Raw genomic sequence first — 19,842 nt, forward strand, 5'->3', positions numbered from 1 at the left:
TTATCATAGCATGGCATGAACAGAATATTTTTTGTTAAATGCAGAGTTTTGCAAAATTGTGTAGTGAGGACAATAACGTGCAACCAGATCAAAATGAATTGTTTGAGGTTTTAGAAAAGCAGCGCCATCAACAAGCGGAGATTGATCGTATTCTTAAAATTGTATTGCCAATTTTGGCTTTTCTCTTGTGCGTGATTTGTGCAAATTACAATTGGCAATCCACCTTGGGGACGCTTATTGTTTTGGTGGTGGCCTTTTTTGCGGTCGGCATAAAGCGTATGAATCTATACTTTTGGTTAGCCATTATTGTCGTATACTGTTTAATCGATATTTATTTTAGCTATGGCAGTATTCATCCTTCTGCACTGGGTCGTCAAATGGGCACGATGCTGACTTTTACAGCAATTGTTGGCTTAAGCCGCCCCTATATTGACGGTTGGTATATTCGTTCGCATAAAAAATAAAATCACCATATAAAGCGATCGATTGTTTTACCTCAAGCATAAAAAAGCGCCCTTGTTGGCGCTTTTTTATCTTTAACTTTTCAATTATTTACGTAAATCTTTACGTAGGATTTTACCTACATTTGATTTTGGTAAATCATCCATAAATTCAACATAACGCGGACGTTTATAACCAGTTAAGTTTTCTTTTGCATATTCAAGAACTTCTTCAGTGGTTAAAGACGGATCTTTTTTCACTACAAATAGTTTTGGCACTTCACCAGATTTTTCATCAGGTACACCAATTGCAGCCACTTCAAGTACTTTTGGATGTTGCGCAATCACTTCTTCAATTTCAGAAGGATAGACGTTAAAGCCTGATACTAAAATCATGTCTTTCTTACGATCGACAATTTTGAAATAACCGCGAGTATCCATGATCCCAATATCACCAGTACGGAAATAACCGTCAGCTGTCATGACTTTTGCAGTTTCATCAGGGCGATTCCAATAGCCTTTCATCACTTGAGGACCACGAATCGAGATTTCACCCTGCTCACCTTGTGACAAATGATTGCCATCATCATCTAAGATCGCAACATCAGTCAGTGGCAAAGGAATACCAATTGTTCCACTAAACTCAGTCGTTGCAGGCGGGTTTGCAGTTGCAACTGGAGAAGTTTCAGATAAACCATAACCTTCAATAATGATGGTTCCAGTAACTTTTTTCCATTCTTCAGCGGTTGACGGCAACACGGCCATACCACCACCCATCGCCATTTTTAACTTACTGAAGTCGAGCTGTCTAAATTCTTCATTATGTACCAACGCATTGAACAAAGTATTTACCGCAGGGAAGAAACCCGGTTGGTATTTACGTAATTCTTTAATCACCGCAGGTAAATCACGTGGATTTGGAATCAGAATATTTGCCTGACCTTTATACATACCATACATCGCACACACCATGAATGCGAAGATGTGATAAAGCGGTAAAGCACAGAAGATACGATCGTCTTTCGCGCCATCACCTTGACCAAATTTACTTTGGAAAATGCCATCACATTGCAGCAAGTTTGCCACTAAGTTACGGTGCGTCAGTTCCGCCCCTTTGGAAACACCCGTAGTACCACCTGTGTACTGAAGTACAGCAGTATCACTAAGGGTCATGGTTGGACGTTTATAATTGCTTGGGCTTACTTTTGCCAATGCAGCATTAAACTTAATATGTCCTGGAATATTCCAGTCTGGAATTTGTTTACGCACTTTACGTAGAACAAAATTCACCAAAGTCCCTTTTAAAGTACCCAACATATCGCCAACGGATGCAACAACAACATGTTTTACCGGTGTTTTGCCAATAATCGCTTGATAAACAGTCGCAAAGTTTTCAACAATGACCAAAGCTTCAGCGCCTGAGTCATTAAGTTGGTGTTCTAATTCACGTGCTGTATAAAGTGGATTCACATTCACAAGTACCAAACCTGCACGGAATACACCTAAAGCAACAACGGGATACTGAAGGACGTTAGGCATCATCACTGCGACACGTGAACCTTTTGCCAAACCTAAACTTTGCAAATAAGTCGCAAATTTACGGCTTGCCAATTCAAGATCACTGAATGACATCACTTTATCCATGAAGATAAAGGCATCACGTGAACCAAATTTTTGGAAATTACGCTCAAAAATATCAATAAGAGAGCTATTTTCCTGTGGCAATTCTACTGTTTCTGGAATTCCAGTTTTTTGATATTCAGCGAACCAAACTTTTTCCATAATGCCATAATCTCCAATCAGTAATCCTTAGTTTTAAACTGTTTTTCTCAATATTGAACATAATTTTTTGGCTTCTTTGTGCTCAATATTGCATCCATTTTCACGAACACTTTGCATATATAACGTATTTCAATCCAAGGATGCTAGTTTTATCTTTGAATCAACAGTTTATTTGCTTTTTGATATCCGCGCGGTAACAACTGACCTTTTGATGCGCGTTTACCGATATATTTCTGTAAATCTTCCCCTTTTAATTTTAATTGTTGCTGCCCTGCAAGCACTTGTATTACTTCATCTAAATTCAAAGTTAACATAAACTGAACAGACTCATTAGTTTCAAGTTGTATCAACTTATTTCCTTTACCTTTATTCAGCGTTGGCAACTCAGATAATTCAATTAAAAGTAGCCGTCCTGCTGAGCTGAGTATAGCCAAATGAGTATGATTTTCAACGACTTCAATTGGCATTGCTGTCGCATTTTCAGCAACTGTCAGGAATGTTTTACCCGCTTTGGCATTGGTATCCAATTGTTTAGCTTGCGATTTAAAGCCATAACCTTTTGAACTTACAGCAACTATTTCTTTTTCTTCATCTTCAATCAGGACTTGCATAAAGCCCACACCATTGGCTGGAGAAAGTTTTGAACTCAACGGTTCTCCTAAACCACGCGCCGATGGCAAACTATTGATGGCCAAAGCATAACTTCGTCCAGTTTCATCTAAAATATATACTTTCTGATTGGACTTGCCTTGTGCTGAACTCAAGTACTGATCACCAGCACGGAAATTTAATTTTTCAACATCAATATCATGACCTTTGGCTGCACGAACCCAGCCTGCTTCAGAAAGGATCACTGTTACTGCTTCAGCTGGCATTAAATCTTGTTCGCTAATGGCTTGTGATTCTTCACGTTGCACAATCGGTGAACGACGATCATCACCAAACTTCTTCGCATCATCTTTAAGTTCTTCGATAATTAAAGATTTTAATGACTCAGGATTTGCAAGTTGTTCACGAATCACCGCTGCTCTGGCCTCAAGTTCTTCTTGCTCACGGCGCATTTCCATTTCTTCAAGTTTTGCCAAATGGCGTAACTTAAGCTCTAAAATTGCTTCTGCCTGAACTTCATCAATATTGAAACGCATCATCAATACGGGTTTAGGTTGATCTTCTTCGCGAATAATTTTGATCACTTCATCAATGTTCAAATACGCAATGATCAAACCACCAAGAATATGTAGGCGCTTTTCAATTTTATTCAGATGATATTGCAGACGACGTGTGACAGTACTCTTACGAATTTCAATCCATTCTAATAAAATGCGACGGATTGATTTAACTTGTGGACGACCATCAGCACCGATCATGTTCATATTGACACGATAGCTCGACTCTAAATCGGTTGTCGCAAACAAATGACTCATGACTGCATCGGCATCGATACGGTTTGAACGTAATACAATCACCAACCGTGTTGGGTTTTTATGGTCTGATTCATCACGTAAGTCACTGACCAATGGCAGTTTTTTGGCTTGCATTTGATCTGCAATTTGCGTGATGACTTTTGAGCCAGAAACTTGATATGGCAGTTCAGTGATGATAATTTCATTTTTTTCAATGGTATATACGGCACGGGTACGATAGCTACCACGTCCCGTCATTTGAATTTTTAATAATTCATCACGTGGTGTAATAATTTCTGCTTTGGTCGGTAAGTCAGGTGCAGGAATATATTCTGCAATTTTTTCATCTGTTAAGTTTGGATTACGGATTAAAGCAATCGTACCTTTAACCACTTCACGTAAATTGTGTGGCGGAATATCCGTTGCCATTCCCACTGCAATACCAGTAGTACCATTGAGTAAAATATTTGGTACACGCGCTGGTAAATTGACAGGCTCTTTCATTGAACCATCAAAGTTATCTTGCCAATCACAGGTCCCTTGACCTAATTCAGAAAGCAACAAATCACTATAAGGTGAGAGTTTGGCTTCGGTATAACGCATGGCTGCGAATGATTTAGGATCATCAGGCGAACCCCAGTTCCCTTGCCCTTCAATAAATGGGTAACGGTAACTAAATGGCTGTGCCATCAACACCATAGCCTCATAACAGGCTGAGTCACCATGCGGATGGTATTTACCCAATACATCACCGACTGTACGCGCAGACTTTTTCGGCTTACCGCTTGGTTTTAATCCCAATTCGCTCATCGCATAAACGATACGGCGTTGTACAGGTTTTAAACCATCACTAATGTGTGGCAATGCACGATCCATAATCACGTACATGGCATAGTTGAGGTAAGCTTGTTCAGTAAATTCTGCTACGGAACGATTTTCTGTCGCATGATGCGCAAGGCTTGTCATAACAACCTTTTATCCTAAATAAGTGCGTTCTAAATAAATGTTTTGTATCTACGTTCTTATGCTAAGTCGCAGGGTCTGACTACACAAGTGCAAGTGTACCCTACAACGACAAATTGCGTCTTTAGATCTTTCTAATGACGTAAAATTATCCATTTTTTAAGAAATGAGCAACTTTTATTTAAACTGCTATTTTTAAATTGGGGTATGCACTTTATTTCAAATGAAATTTATAAATGCTGAAACTTATTGAAGTGGTCCATTTCGCGTTTTTATAGAATGAATGCTCGAACTCAACAACCACCCGATCCCATATAGAAACAGTAAAGTAATAGGAACCACAAAACTGTACGCTTGCGTCCAAGACAGCCGATCGAATAAAGGGCCTAAGCCAATTGCATTAAATGCTGACACTTGAAAACCTATCGGTAATTGTAAGAAAACAAAGTTTCCTTTGTTATCCGTCATTGGATCTAACGCGATATAAAGACAAAATGCGCTAAGCAAAAGATAGATAATACAAAAGCTTAATCCTATTTTATTTTTCATTATTTCGCCCTCAATACTGGTCTGATCTATTTGATAATATCGCTATGAATGGTTGGTTTTTTTTAATTTTAACGTTAGAGAAATTAAAATGGCTGAGAGGTAAGATTAACCCTATATCAGCCATTGTATACTTTTTCTTTGTTATCGTTTTTTTAGCGCTATGTTTAATATATTTCAATAAACCACTATAACCCAATCTCTTCTAAGGTCTTACCTTTGGTTTCTTCACCCAAGATCAAAACCACAGCGGCAACAGCGAAAAGTACAATCGTAAACATCATAAAGACGGAACTAAACCCATCACTTGCCACCATCATATGGGTCACCACCAACGGTGCGACAATTCCCCCCATACGACCGATTGCAGATGCCCAACCTGAGCCAAAAGCACGAATATTGGTTGGGTATTGTTCAGGTGTATAAGTATATAGCACCCCCCATGCACCCAAATTAAAGAACGACATTAAGCATCCCCACAACATAATCATATTGACTGAGGTCGCTTGACCAAAGAAGTAAGCAGAAAGCGCACACATAGCAATAAAACCAGCGAGTGTTACTTTCCGTCCAAGCTTTTCCACCAACCAAGCCGCAGCCACATAACCGGGTAATTGTGCCAAAATCATCCCGAGTACATATTCAAAAGACTGCACAATGGTATAGCCCTGCTTGACTAGCAAACTTGGTAACCAAGTAAAAATGCCATAATAAGAATAGACGATACCAAACCAAATCAACCACAGCATCAAAGTACGACGGGCAAAAGCACCAGACCAAAGCTGTGAAAATGAGATCGTTTGTTTTGCTGAAACAGGTTTGACTTCAATGGTTTCGATCACTTCTACCCCACACTGCCGTTCCAGTTTCTGTACCAGTGCATGGGCTTCTTCAATTCGTCCACGATTAATCAAATAAGGAACCGATTCAGGCACTTTTTTGAGAATCATAAAAACATAAATTGCAGGTAAACCACCAATCAAAAATGCTATATGCCAACCATAATCAGGAATTACAAAATAAGAAATAAGCGCAGCAACAAGCCAGCCAAGTCCCCAGAAACTTTCTAAAAGTACGATAAATCGACCACGTACTTGAGCAGGAATATATTCACTGACCAAAGTTACAGCCACAGGAAGTTGTCCACCCAGACCTAATCCAACAATAAAACGGAACAGCAATAACCAAGTCAGATTCGGCGCAAAAGCACATAACGCGGTTGCAATGCTATAGGTCACCAAAGTAATCGCAAAGACTGTTCTACGACCAATTCGATCAGCCAAGCCACCTGAAAATACAGCACCAATTGCCATACCCACAAAGCCAATGGAGACCACCCAGCCTTTTTCAGTAGGGGTCATTTGCCATTCTTCTGCCATTTTGGTGAGAATAAAGGAGATCAGTCCTGTATCCATGGCATCAAACATCCAGCCCAGTCCGATCACCCAGAGTAAGGTATAGTGAAATTTACCTATGGGTAAGCGTTGTACACGTGATACTAAATCCATAATGCACTCAACAAATATGTAAAAGCAGAAACAACTTTGGCTCGCTGTTTAATTTTAAAGACTGAACAGCAGAATTTCTCCTGCTAGTCCGTCAAAATCTTTAAACTCTTGAGAATGGAAACCATTGTTTATCAATATTTTTCTTGAAGGTATATTTTCGGGATCAATAATAGCCATGAGATCCTTTAAATATGCTTGTTGTTTTGCATGCTCAATTAAAAATGTAACAACCTGACTGGCAATACCTTTCCCCCAATATTCGGGTAAAAGCATATAACCCAATTCCGCAGTTGTTGCTGTTGGCTGATCCAACTCAAGTTTGGCTAAACCGATAAAGTCATTTGTTTGAGCATCAAGAATTTTATAATTTCCCAATGCTACATCATAGGCATTCTTGGATAAAATCTTGGCAAATTCCGTATGTGCTTCCTCAAGCGTTAATGCCCGCTCGGTAATCATTTGCATAACTTTAATATTTTTGACCAATTCAAAATACACAGCAAAATCTAGCTCAGTAAATTTTTCAAGTTTAATATTTTGCTGAATCCGATATGACATACCAAGCTCAAAGTTAAATGCAGAGATTCACAATCAATAGCTGCTCTTCAAGCATCCATCTTTTTTCAAGCATCTATCCTTAGGACTCATCTTTAGAAGATGCCGATTGTTCATCATGATCTTTATAGATAAATTTCGGCATTTCCAAACCAAAATAAATCGCCACACAACGTAATGCAAAACCAAAAACTAAAGTAGAAACTACGGTAATTTCAAGCGATAAACCAAAATCTATACAGAACCAATAGAAAATCACCGCAACAAAGGAAATCGATGCATACAGTTCACGACGGAAGACCAGCGGAACATCATTACACAGAATATCCCGTAGAATACCACCAGATACCCCTGTTAATACCCCAGCAACCGCGGAAACCACAAAACCATGCCCCATTTGCAAGGCAATTTGACAGCCAATAATGGTAAAACCAATTAAGCCTAAAGCATCCAACAATAAGAAAATGGAATGTAAGTGCTTCATCCATTTGGCAATAATAATGGTGACAAAGGCAGCACAGCATGTCAGGACAAGGTATTCAGGATGTTTGACCCAAGTCAGTGGATAATGTCCAAGTAAAACATCTCGCACAGAACCGCCACCGAGTGCAGTGACACAGGCTATCAGTATCACCCCAAACCAGTCCATACTACGTCGTCCTGCGGACAACGCTCCAGTCATGGCTTCTGCTGTAATGGCTATAATATAAATAATCGTCAGTAACATTGCCCTTCATCCACTGATGGGAAAAGATGCGCGCTATTTTAAGTCAAAAATGATCTAAAAGTTATAAAAATTGTGCGCAACATTGCTTAAATTTTTTGGCGGATCCACAAATACATGGCTGTTTCATGGTGATAGGCTGATCTGTGGTTGGATCTAAGAAATACCATACACCATCATGCTGCACAAAGTGTGAAACTTCATGGTGTATTTGAGCCTGCTGACCATCATGAAAATGTGCTTTAAATTCAACTTGAGCATGATTTTTATCGAGCTTTTCTTGGGCTTGCACCACTTCGAGACTGAGCCATTGATTGGCTTTGCTCCAGTCTGAAATCGCTTTAACATCCAAAGCTTGCTGCTGTCCAAGCGCAGTGGTCTGAACAATATAATCAATCTCATGTTTGACAAAAGCGCTATAACGCGAACGCATCAACTGTGCTGCTGTCTTGGCTTTGTTCTTCCCCAAATGCAGCGGCTGACAGCATTCAGCATAAAGTGCTGAACCACATGGACAGGATAGATTGGACATGAAAATACTCAAAATCTGAATAGGCTCAATGATAATCCAACCCAGCAGGAAATCGAAACCTATTCTTTCTATATAAATGATGTCATCCAGATATCATTTTAACCATATGGTTTAAATCATTATTCGCAATGACCAGATAGCAAGAAGCCAGTCTTTCGACTGGCTTCATTACAACAAATTCATTAGGACTCGGCATCTTTAGATTTTGTTAATGCCATAATATGCACCTTCTCAATCTTATGCCCATCCATCGTTACCACTTCAAACTCATAACCATCGACTTGGAGTTTCTGACCATTTTCAGGCAAACGCCCGAGATGGAACAAGATATAACCTGAAAGGGTTGAGTATTGTTCCGATTCATCAACTAAATCACGACCTAAAAGTAAAGAAACATGACGAATATCAGTTGAACCTTCAAGGATCAACGAACCATCTTCAAGACTTTCCGCAGCAGCTTCTAGCTCATCTTCATCGGGGAACTCCCCTGCGATTGCTTCAAGTACATCAATCGGTGTTGCAATCCCTTCAATCGATCCATATTCATTTAATACAATCGCCATTTGTAAGGGCGCTTGACGAAGCTGTTCCATCACCATCAACACTTGCGCATTTTCATGCACAATCACAGGCTCGCGTAAGTGTTTTTCAAAATTTAAAACACCCGTTTCGATATAATCATTTAAAACTTTATGGGTTAAAACAATACCCGCAATATTATCCAATTCACCATGGGCCAAAATTAAACGTGAATGTGACATTGCCATCAAATTTTCCTTAATGCTGGCTTCGTCTTCATCCAAATCTAACCATTCTAATTCAGGGCGCGGTGTCATGACCGATTTTACTGGACGTTCTGATAGTCCCAAGACCCCTTGAACCATAACACTATGGTAAGCACCATTTTCATCATCAAAAATTTCATCTGCCAGAGCTTGTGTTGCGATCACATCATCCGCTTTACCATTTTGACTATCGGCACTTTTTCCGCCTAACATTTTCAATACCGCAGAAGCTGTACGGAAACGTAAGTCGGTCGTTGTCACCATTTTCTCTTGGTTTTTACGCATGGTTTGGTTCATAAATTCGATCAGTACCGAGAAACCAATCGCTGCATATAAATAACCTTTTGGAATGTGATAACCAAAACCTTCGACGATCAATGAAAAACCAATCATCATCAAAAAGCCAAGACATAGAATCACGACTGTTGGGTGCTTATTGACAAAGTCCATCAAGGCTTTTGATGCCCACAGCATAATAGCTACAGCAATCACCACAGCGATCATCATCACTGAAAGTTCTTTCACCATTCCCACAGCGGTGATCACACTATCGAGGGAGAATACTGCATCTAAAACAACAATTTGGACAATGACCATCCAAAATACAGCATGAACAGGATTTTCTTCTTTAAGATCCTGACCACCTTCAAGGCGTTCATGTAGTTCCATTGTGCCTTTAAACAATAAGAACACACCACCAAACAGCAAGATCAGATCACGGCCAGAAAAAGCATGCTCAAAGAGATGGAATAATGGTTCGGTTAATGTCACCACCCATGCAATGGATGCCAGTAACACCATTCGCATACAGAGGGCAAGTAAAAGCCCAATAATCCTTGCTTTATCACGTTGTTCAGGCGGAAGTTTTTCTGCCAAAATTGCAATAAATACAAGGTTATCAATACCCAAAACGATTTCTAAAACAACTAAAGTTGCAAGACCAACCCATGCAGAAGGATCAGACATCCACTCAAGTATCATTGATCTTGCTCCATTGAAAATGTGCAATAGCTATTTTCAGCATGTGAGAACTGTAAATTTCGGAATTGAGAAGAAAACTTTAGTGTATTTTGAACTATTATTTTGTCTAAAGATTGTGCATTTTCGGAGCGACTACAACCACTACCCATGATGATTCATTTGTTGATAAATAAGCGTTAATTATAGGCAATCCAGATAGGAATTTCATCTCATTTATCAGGATTTTTACTGATTTATCTAAAATTAAATACAAAATCAAAGTGATACAAATCATTGCAAAAGCGCCGATAACACAACATGTTTTTGTCACATTTCTTACTTAAAGTAGTAGAAATGTATAAGAACATGATAAGTTAAGGTGAAAAAATAAATTATGAATAGTGTATTGCCTGTAATGATGAATAAACCTTTCGAATTAGATCAACAACAACATAAAGCCACACAATGTTTAATCGCGCTCTATTGTGGCTCCCGACCTGGAAATAACCCCACCTATCGAGAAAAAGCCATCCAACTTGCCCAAGGCATCGCAGAACAAGGTTTTGGAATCGTCTATGGCGGTGCAAGTATTGGCTTAATGGGCCAAGTTGCAGATACGGTCACGGAACATGGTGGTGATGTCGTTGGTGTTATTCCCGAATTTATGCTGGATTATGAAATTGCCCATAACCAATTAACAGAATTACATATTGTGCAAAACATGCATGAACGTAAAGCAATGATGGCTGAACGAGCGAGTGCTTTTGTCGCACTACCAGGTGGCTTTGGTACCTTTGAGGAAATTCTAGAAGTCGCGACATGGGGACAATTGAATCAACATCAAAAACCGATGATGTTATATAACGTCAATGGTTTCTATGACCATTTGATTGCGCAATTAGACCATGCTGTTATTGAAGGTTTTTTACCACCTCAGCATCGGGCAAAACTGATTGTGTGTAATCATGCAGATCAAATTTACAATGCCATTAAGAACCTAGAAAGCCCAAAACAGTTTATTGTTTAAACAGCTCATTATTAAAAATGAGCCTTGATCAAAGGCTCATTAACTTTACAATCAACTCAAAAGTATTCATTGCAACTCTTTTTATTGATTCAATAAATCATAAAACCGATCCATTCTGAAACAATTGCCATGCATAAATCAAAACAGCAGCAGCCACAATCCAGCATAACATTGCAATCCCTAAACAAGACCACATCGAAAGCTTAGTTGCCAATAAATAGACCGTGAACAAATAAATGAAATACGGTATCAACGACCACAGCCCGAATAAAGCTGTTTGCTTTAAGGCTTCAGCACCTTTTTCCTGCGCCACAATCACATGTGCGATCAATGCAAACGTTGGAAAAAGTGGGACTAAACCTGCAATATAAAATGCCTTACTTTTTGAAAGAATTGAAATCAACAAAACCACTGCTGCACCCAGAATACATTTCAAAAATAAAGACAACATCTAAAATTACTCGAACACATGATCAGTGCAAGAGTTTACGCCAAGCGTGTAAATTTGAAATCTAAAATATTAGAAATTTAATGCGCTATAAGTTAAAGCTTTAAAAAGCGCGTTTTAATTTGCCACGGTTAATAAACGCAACCAAGCCCATGACAATCGCCATCACAATAAAAAAGATAAATTTTAGCTCACTTCTACTCAAGTGCGTCTCAGATTTATTCACTTCAGCTTGGGTAAAATCAGCTGGTACTGGCGGTAAAGGTGAGGCATAAGTGGCTTGAATATTTTTAAAATTTAATTCACTGAGTTCAGCAGGCTTTTCACCCTTGCCCACCAAAACATAAGCCGCAACAATGTCAAAATCCAAAGGATTTTGAATGCCAAATTTCACTTTGGTGGGTTCATAAGTGTTGTATTCAGGGATCCAGTCATTCACTTGACTATAAATACGAATGCTATCTGTTTTTTCCAATATCGGATCTGTAATCAGCTGTTCTGAAGCATCTTCAATGAATGTGTTTAAGCCTTTGAATTGCTTGAGTGAATATTGATTGGTTTGCGTCAAATTTTCTGCAATCAGTGTTTGATATACAGTATGCTCACTGGGATTGGCTTTATTTAACAGGCCCTGATTGTCCATAACAAACTCAACTTTTGCAGTAAGTCCTGGATAATTTTGTCGTCCAACCAAATAAACCGCTGTCCAAATCTGATCCCCCGCTTGTACATCTTCTAATTCTAATTCGTACAATTGATTGGGTTTTAAATTTAACACTTGATCAAATAAAACTTGTGAAGTCTCGCCTGCCAAGACATTGCAAGAAAATGCAAAACAAATAACTGATATAATTTTTCGTATATTCATTTTCGAGCCCTCCACAAGTGCGATATATATCACACATTTTATAATAAAAACAATGGTTAATCACAGAACCTTTGTCTAACAATTCTCTTTTTTAGATAAGTGGTTATTGATTGCATCACAGGACCAATCTTAAAGCTGATCTGGTTTATTCGTTCTACCCTATGCAATATCGCAATAAGTACTCAGAAATTAGCGCAGCGTCAAAAAACTGACTGCATATCTCATTTTTCTTCAATAACTTATTTTAAATAAATTATAGCTTTGATTTTAAATTAGCTGAATGCGACCCTAAAAATTATTGAAAACTATCATAAACATATGAATATTATTATTTTATTCAAAAACTCAAACTCCATCACAGTTTTAAATGGTCAGTTACATGACACAATTTGTCGTTTAAAAACTATTTTTTACAGCTTGAACAAAATTAAATCGCTATCATATACCCCTTTAATTCGCATAATTTCGAGAAAGCTTTTATGAGTCAAAGTCATATCCGTATTCGAGGCGCACGTACCCATAATTTAAAAAATGTGTCACTCGATATTCCACGTGACAAGTTTGTGGTCATCACAGGACTCTCAGGCTCAGGGAAATCATCTCTGGCTTTCGATACCTTATATGCTGAGGGTCAGCGCCGTTATGTCGAATCTTTATCTGCTTATGCACGTCAGTTCCTTTCACAAATGGAAAAGCCTGAAGTTGATTCAATTGAAGGTTTAAGCCCTGCGATTGCGATTGAACAGAAATCTACCAGCCATAACCCACGTTCAACCGTGGGAACCATTACTGAAATCTACGACTATTTACGTTTACTCTATGCACGCGTTGGTACACCTTACTGCCCAGAGCATGACTTGCCGATGGTTGCACAAACTGTTTCTGAAATGGTCGATGCAGTGAAAGGACTGGAAGAAGGTACAGCGTTGATGCTCCTTGCACCAGTTGTTCGTGAGCGTAAAGGCGAATACAGTAACCTGTTTGAGCAATTACAAAGCCAAGGTTTTGTCCGCGCGCGCGTGGATGGTGAAGTGATTGATATCGATACACCACCAGAACTCGATAAAAAGAAAAAGCACACCATTGAAGTTGTGGTTGACCGCTTTAAAGTCCGTGATGACTTAGGTAACCGAATTGCCGAAAGCTTTGAAACAGCCTTACGTTTAGGCAGTGATCTGGCGATTTTATCGTGGATGGGTGGTGAACATCCTGACCGTGTATTTTCAGCAAAACATTCCTGCCCTGAATGCGACCGTGCTGTTGCTGAACTCGAACCACGTTTGTTCTCGTTCAATAATCCATTTGGTGCCTGTCCTGTCTGCGACGGTTTAGGTACCCGTAGTCATTTCAGTGCTGAAAAACTCATTCCAAGTCCAGATGTTTCTATTAGCCAAGGCGCAATCCGCGGCTGGGACAGACAACGTCCATACTATTACAGCATGATTCAGAAAGTTGCAGATCATTTTGGGTTTTCGTTAGACACGCCTTGGAATGAACTCGACGCTGATACGAAAAAGAAATTTCTTTACGGTACAGGCAAAGAAAAAGTTGATCTTAGCTATATCGATGAACGTGGTCGTAAACACAATCGGGTACAACCTTTTGAAGGCATTTTGCCTCATTTAGAGCGTCGTTATCGTGAAACTGAATCTAATTATGTCCGTGATGATCTGGCGCAGTATTTATCCAATGCCGCTTGTGATGCTTGTGGCGGTTCACGTTTAAATGAAATTTCACGTCATGTCCGTGTTAAAGACAAAACCATTGCCCAAATTACCAAAATGTCGATTGGTGATGCTGAAAGCTACTATCAAGATTTAAATCTTGAAGGTGCCAAAGGTGAAATTGCTGATAAAATTTTTAAAGAAATTCGCGAGCGTTTGCACTTCCTTGTATCAGTCGGTTTAAATTATTTAAGCCTGTCTCGCTCTGCTGAAACACTCTCAGGTGGTGAAGCACAACGTATCCGCCTAGCCTCACAAATTGGTGCTGGTCTAATGGGGGTGATGTACGTTTTAGATGAGCCATCCATTGGTTTACACCAACGTGATAATGATCGTTTATTGGAAACACTGGTTCGTTTGCGTGATCTGGGCAATACCGTTTTAGTGGTTGAGCATGATGAAGATGCAATCCGTGCAGCCGACCATATTATTGATATCGGTCCGGGGGCTGGTGTACATGGCGGTCATATCATTGCCGAAGGAACCTATGATGAACTTGCAGCCAACGAGAACTCTCTAACAGGAAAATACCTCTCTGGTAAGTTAAAAATTGCAGTACCCAAAGAGCGAGTTAAACCGCCTAAGCCTGAAGAACAAATTAAACTGATGGGCGCATCAGGGCATAACTTACAAAATGTTGATTTGACGATTCCTTTAGGTGTAATGACTTGTGTGACAGGTGTTTCAGGTTCAGGTAAATCCACCTTAATTAACCGTACCCTGTTACCACTTGCAGCGACGCAATTAAATGGTGCAACCACCTTAACTGCTGAAAAGTTTGATTCGATTGATGGCTTACAGTTCCTTGATAAAGTGGTAGACATTGACCAAAGTCCGATTGGGCGTACTCCGCGTTCTAACCCAGCGACATATACTGGTTTATTTACCCCGATTCGTGAATTGTTTGCGCAAACCCCTGAAGCTAAAGCCCGTGGTTATGCTGCAGGTCGTTTCTCGTTTAACGTCAAAGGCGGGCGCTGTGAGGTGTGTGAGGGGGATGGTATGATCAAAGTTGCCATGCACTTCTTACCCGATATGTACGTGCCTTGTGATAACTGTCATGGTCAGCGTTATAACCGTGAAACCTTGGAAGTTGGTTATAAAGGCAAGAATATTTCTGATGTATTGGAAATGACCGTCGAAGATGCGATGCATTTCTTTGATGCAATCCCTGTGATTCACCGTCGTTTGGAAACCTTAAACCAAGTCGGGTTAGGCTATATCCGCTTAGGTCAGTCTGCAACAACGCTATCTGGTGGTGAAGCGCAACGGGTCAAACTGGCGCGTGAGCTGGCAAAACGCGATACAGGTAAAACCTTGTATGTACTGGATGAGCCAACCACTGGTTTGCATTTCCATGATATTGCCAAACTGCTCGATATTCTTCATGAACTACGCAATAAGGGCAATACCATTGTGGTGATTGAGCATAATCTCGATGTAATTAAGACGGCGGACTGGGTGATTGATTTAGGCCCTGAAGGTGGCGCAGGTGGTGGTCAGATTATTGCGGAAGGTACCCCAGAACAGGTGGTGAAATCCAAAGTTTCACATACAGCGAAATTCTTAAAGCCGTTGTTGAAGTAATTCCCTGCATCTTCCCCTCCCTCCATTAAATAAGGAGGGAGTTTCTCCCTTTATCCCATAGGGCTTAGGGGGGGAGATTAATCATCTAATCTTGAAATTTAATAGCTCATATAATTTTTATAAAACTCAGATTCGCGGCTTTCTCTTATATATTCCAATAATCATTGGCTTAATTTGAGGATTTGCTGAGCAAATTTTGCATTTCTAATTTAAACAAGGCAAGATCAATGCATAGCACAGGATATTTTCCTTATGAAGCTTCTTTCCTTATGTTTTTTAGTCCCAAGTATCTGTTTACTCAGCAGTTGTAGTATAAACATTGCCGGTGGTAATGGCAGACCAGACAATCCTTATTTTATCACCACCCAGCCCTTACTGATTAAAAAAATACAGCTTCCTATTGGCTCTACTTTGACCTACGAAAAACAGGGCTTTAAAACCGGCAGACAAAGTCAGTTAATGAGTGAAAGTAAACTGCAAAGCATCTCAATGCCGAGTGGAAAAACCATCACTTGGGGTGGTGTACCAATCAGTGCGATCAACAAATTCACCAACTCAGAAATGCGCGGCTTTAGCCTTAAAGCAGAATTTAAGCAGCTTGCTGCCAATCAAAACTCTGGTTTCTCCAAACAGTGGCAACGTTGTGGTGATGATCTGGGGATTGGTATTAAAAATACAGAGGATTGGTCATTTAATCTCAATAATATTGTCGATGTGGAAAGCTGTAGTGTCCTGTATCAACGTCACTTTCAAGACAATGCAGAACAGCAACAATTTTTAAATCAATTGTATGCTGAGTTACGTAAAGTCACTGCAAAATAATTCAATATTCTTATTATTGAATGCTGATGATCAATCAATATTTTCTAACCGGTTAATCATCATCAAGATTCCCAGTCGATCATCCCACGACTTTATTTCGACCTTGTGCTTTGGCCTTAAATAGCGATGCATCTGCCCGATTAAATAAGGCTTCCCAACTTTCAGCCCCAGTTGCCACGCCAATACTGACAGAAACATTGAGCTGTTCGTTAGACATAGAACTGTTAAAATTTAACCGTGAGACATCAGCCAAAATGCTTTCAGAAATTTGCAACGCCCAATCCCATTGAATACGATCAATCAAAATCAAAAATTCATCGCCACCAAAACGTACAATCAAATCAGATTGCGCAATATTTGCTTTTAAACATCGAGCAATTTCAACAATAACCGAATCACCTAAAATATGCCCAAAGCGATCATTCACATATTTAAAATTATCAATATCCACCATGATCAAGGTCAACTCTTGAAACCGCTCGGTTTGTGTCGCAATATTTTTTAAATAAACATCTAAAGCCAATCGATTTGAGACACCGGTTAAACTGTCAGTGTTGGCGCTATTTTGTAATTGAAATTCAAAAGCATCACGTTGCTTGAGCATTTCTTTTAATTTATCAAGCGCATCAGTTAGGGTATGCACCTCTTTGGTTTGTATCGAAGCATCCCCTAGATAATCACGTTCTTGTACTTGAGACAGTTCCAAAATCATATTTCTTGCATATATCAAGGGTTCAAATAATTTTTTACGTGTATATAACATCGTAAAAACTGCGACCGACAATGACAAAAGAGAAATAAATAACGTGATAAAAAATTGACGTTGCTCCGATTCCATTCGATGACGTGCACTTAAGGCATGAGTTTCAAGTAGATATTTTTGTAAATTTACCACCGTGGTAAACTTATCCACGATTGCATCTGTCAGTTGGTTTGCCGTTAAAAAATAAGGCTGCTGATTTCTACTCTCTTGCACCAAACGATTTACGATGGGTAAACCTTGGTCAATAAATTGAGTTTTCACCTGACCATATAAATAAAGATACTCTGGCGTTTTTAAAGACTCTATTTGCATGGTATCCATCAAACGCCATAAATATTTAACCTGTTCTTGCGTTTGTAATGAGCGTGCTTTGTTATATTCAGGCAGGGGTTCGGAAAAGCTTAGGGGTGCCATGATGTTAGACGCAACTCGTCCAGATTGATCACGTAAATCAGCCAATATCAGCACAATTGAAGCATAATCCGTCACATCGCTATTATTCTTTTTTGAATGATTAATTAATTGCTGCAACATGGCTCTACAACTGTCCCACGCCCGAAACATTCCCTGAATCACTTGATCCATTTGCACTGAATTACGTTCTTTTAACGGTAAGGCTAAATAAGCATCGACTTGTTTGCGGGCGATGTTCAAATCATGTCTTAACTGAACATCAACTTGATCCGCCAAACTGGTAAACCCCGCCTTGTTTAAGGTCTCGACGGTTAAATTAATCTGCTGATCTACGTCCTTACGATAGTCCTGCAATTCTTTTATTCTGTCTGGAAAATTTGCTGTCGTGCTCGACATTGCTTTATTTGTTGGCGCTCTTTCCCGTGAAATTTTATTGGATGTTTCAGCAAAAACTTGCAAGGCTTGAATATTGACTAAAGCTCGATTTGCTCGACTATACTCTCGATAATTACTGATGATTTGTGGAACAGCAATTAACAAAACAGACAAAATGATGACTGACATGAGGATAAGCAAACGCGTGCTTATTTGTTCTGATCTGAGTTCATGCACCATCACCATGGTCCTGTGGGAAGTTATATCGCAATAAAGCTAAAGAAATTTTGTTTATATTATAGAATATATACACATAAACTACTCCACATAATCAAGTTTAATCTACAGCGTTCAACGCCTTTATATTATCGTTTTTATAGATGAGTAATATTCAAAATTCACATTTTACATATAAATAGAATTTGCATAAAATTGGACTTAGATAGAAATTCTCATGATTTGAAAATATACCTTTTTTTATTGCCCAGTTTCCCCCAATAAACTGGGCATTTTTTTATCTACTGTATTTATCTCAAATAAAAGAATAAGCCTAATTTATCCAAAATACTTAATGTCAGTTGCTTGCGTTCAGCAGGATCATCCCCTGTCTGCATGTGCATGTTTAAAGCAAAAGCAGTGATCTGACCATTCGGCTGTTCCACCCATCCTGTGTACCACCCCACTTGTGGCTCCACATCCATTCCCCATCCACTTTTGGCATAAAGCTTGGAATCACCCCGTCTTTCGACATAGAGCATATCTTTAACTTGTTGCTGTACAGCATCATCAAAAGGTAATGTTTTGTTTGCCAATTGATAAGCAAATTTAGCTTCTTGTTCTGGGGTAATTTTCAATGGGCCGACTAGCCAGAAATTATCTACCTGTTGACCAATTTGTATATTGCCAAAACCAACACGCTTGACTTCTTTACTCATCAAATCCAAGCCAATACGTCGTGCCAACTCCTGATATACAGGTACGGCTGAAGCCTGCATTGCTTGTGCCAAGGTCATATCTTTTTCCCATGCAGGAAAAGATCTTTTTTCTCCATTCCACTTAAATACTTCTGTATTCGTCGCTTTCGCATGTTGCAAACCAATTAAGGCATTCAACATTTTAAAAGTAGAGGCTGGAATATAGGCAGTCTTGGCTCTATTTAAATCATTCCCATAACGTTTAAATTGAGTTCCATCATAAGTCACAAAGACGGCTTGAGTTTGCGCATAATTAAACAACAACGGGATTTCACTTGTTCTTTGTGATGACGCTGGATCATGCAAATTGGCATTAGAAACACAACCTGAAAATGCCACACTACTCAGAATGATCAATACACTGCTTTTTATTTTAGATTTAAATCGGTAATTACTCATAAACTTTACTTAGGCATTGACTCAATCTGAAATAGTGTAGATGAGCCCATGAATTATTTTTTAAATTGAATGTAAGAAAATATTTACAGGTGCAATATATTGGTGCATAATGCACTTCATTAGGGCAATTTATTAATATTCCTCAGCAGAATTTATTGATTTGCTCCAGATTTTGGCGAAAAATCCCAGTTTTCTTTGAAAATTGGGATTTTTTTGGCAAGAATCATGCCAACACAATTCACC

At 39.2% G+C, this 19,842-nt stretch carries 16 protein-coding genes; 4 read left to right on the forward strand and 12 right to left on the reverse strand.

Translation table 11 applies throughout. From position 1 onward, the window contains the following. The first annotated feature begins 38 nt into the window (after nt 1-38). Nucleotides 39-464: a hypothetical protein gene (locus tag AC07U8_RS20070; RefSeq protein WP_051065591.1), complete on the forward strand. Its 426-nt coding sequence runs from the start codon at nt 39-41 to the stop codon at nt 462-464. Nucleotides 465-548: 84 nt separating this feature from the next. On the opposite strand, the gene AC07U8_RS20075 is transcribed toward AC07U8_RS20070, so the two are convergent. From AC07U8_RS20075 to AC07U8_RS20110, 8 genes are all read right to left on the reverse strand, one after another. Next, nucleotides 549-2,222 carry a long-chain-fatty-acid--CoA ligase gene (locus AC07U8_RS20075; RefSeq protein ID WP_004816532.1) on the reverse strand — a complete coding sequence of 558 codons (1,674 nt, stop codon included), beginning with the start codon at nt 2,220-2,222 and terminating at the stop codon, nt 549-551. A 149-nt stretch (nt 2,223-2,371) separates the two neighbouring features. Continuing rightward, complete coding sequence (gene parC, locus AC07U8_RS20080; RefSeq protein ID WP_034612682.1) at nt 2,372-4,591, reverse strand: DNA topoisomerase IV subunit A; 2,220 nt, start codon at nt 4,589-4,591, stop codon at nt 2,372-2,374. Nucleotides 4,592-4,834: 243 nt separating this feature from the next. After that, complete coding sequence (locus AC07U8_RS20085; protein ID WP_419263621.1) at nt 4,835-5,137, reverse strand: hypothetical protein; 303 nt, start codon at nt 5,135-5,137, stop codon at nt 4,835-4,837. A 185-nt stretch (nt 5,138-5,322) separates the two neighbouring features. After that, nucleotides 5,323-6,642 (reverse strand): niacin transporter NiaP, encoded by a 1,320-nt coding sequence (gene niaP, locus AC07U8_RS20090; protein ID WP_209827748.1) that lies wholly within the window; start codon nt 6,640-6,642, stop codon nt 5,323-5,325. 54 nt (nt 6,643-6,696) lie between these two features. After that, complete coding sequence (locus AC07U8_RS20095; protein ID WP_419263623.1) at nt 6,697-7,200, reverse strand: GNAT family N-acetyltransferase; 504 nt, start codon at nt 7,198-7,200, stop codon at nt 6,697-6,699. A 79-nt stretch (nt 7,201-7,279) separates the two neighbouring features. Then, on the reverse strand, nt 7,280-7,924 hold the full coding sequence (locus AC07U8_RS20100) for a trimeric intracellular cation channel family protein (protein WP_004816523.1): 645 nt from the start codon (nt 7,922-7,924) through the stop codon (nt 7,280-7,282). A gap of 61 nt (nt 7,925-7,985) precedes the next feature. After that, on the reverse strand, nt 7,986-8,453 hold the full coding sequence (locus AC07U8_RS20105) for a YchJ family protein (RefSeq protein ID WP_096735330.1): 468 nt from the start codon (nt 8,451-8,453) through the stop codon (nt 7,986-7,988). A 182-nt stretch (nt 8,454-8,635) separates the two neighbouring features. After that, nucleotides 8,636-10,219 (reverse strand): TerC family protein, encoded by a 1,584-nt coding sequence (locus AC07U8_RS20110; protein ID WP_004816521.1) that lies wholly within the window; start codon nt 10,217-10,219, stop codon nt 8,636-8,638. A gap of 373 nt (nt 10,220-10,592) precedes the next feature. On the opposite strand from AC07U8_RS20110, the gene AC07U8_RS20115 reads away from it, so the two are divergent. After that, complete coding sequence (locus tag AC07U8_RS20115; protein WP_004816519.1) at nt 10,593-11,225, forward strand: LOG family protein; 633 nt, start codon at nt 10,593-10,595, stop codon at nt 11,223-11,225. A gap of 97 nt (nt 11,226-11,322) precedes the next feature. Here AC07U8_RS20115 and AC07U8_RS20120 read toward each other — a convergent pair whose 3' ends face one another. Together AC07U8_RS20120 and AC07U8_RS20125 are read right to left on the reverse strand one after the other, a co-directional pair. Then, nucleotides 11,323-11,676: a GlpM family protein gene (locus AC07U8_RS20120; protein WP_096735331.1), complete on the reverse strand. Its 354-nt coding sequence runs from the start codon at nt 11,674-11,676 to the stop codon at nt 11,323-11,325. 100 nt (nt 11,677-11,776) lie between these two features. Further along, nucleotides 11,777-12,541: a hypothetical protein gene (locus tag AC07U8_RS20125; RefSeq protein ID WP_096735332.1), complete on the reverse strand. Its 765-nt coding sequence runs from the start codon at nt 12,539-12,541 to the stop codon at nt 11,777-11,779. Between the two features lie 479 nt (nt 12,542-13,020). On the opposite strand from AC07U8_RS20125, the gene uvrA reads away from it, so the two are divergent. Then, the gene (gene uvrA / locus AC07U8_RS20130) at nt 13,021-15,852 is read left to right on the forward strand and encodes an excinuclease ABC subunit UvrA (protein WP_004816511.1); all 2,832 of its coding nucleotides are present in this window, start codon (nt 13,021-13,023) and stop codon (nt 15,850-15,852) included. A 252-nt stretch (nt 15,853-16,104) separates the two neighbouring features. Beyond that, the gene (locus AC07U8_RS20135; RefSeq protein ID WP_494738495.1) at nt 16,105-16,674 is read left to right on the forward strand and encodes a hypothetical protein; all 570 of its coding nucleotides are present in this window, start codon (nt 16,105-16,107) and stop codon (nt 16,672-16,674) included. Between the two features lie 79 nt (nt 16,675-16,753). Here the strand turns inward: AC07U8_RS20135 and AC07U8_RS20140 are convergent, their stop codons facing one another. Further along, nucleotides 16,754-18,466 (reverse strand): GGDEF domain-containing protein, encoded by a 1,713-nt coding sequence (locus tag AC07U8_RS20140; RefSeq protein ID WP_034612708.1) that lies wholly within the window; start codon nt 18,464-18,466, stop codon nt 16,754-16,756. A 287-nt stretch (nt 18,467-18,753) separates the two neighbouring features. Next, the gene (blaOXA, locus tag AC07U8_RS20145) at nt 18,754-19,599 is read right to left on the reverse strand and encodes an OXA-274 family carbapenem-hydrolyzing class D beta-lactamase (protein WP_494738496.1); all 846 of its coding nucleotides are present in this window, start codon (nt 19,597-19,599) and stop codon (nt 18,754-18,756) included. Nucleotides 19,600-19,842: the final 243 nt, after the last annotated feature.

The sequence above is a fragment of the Acinetobacter sp. GW821-FHT01E09 genome, assembly GCF_059422385.1.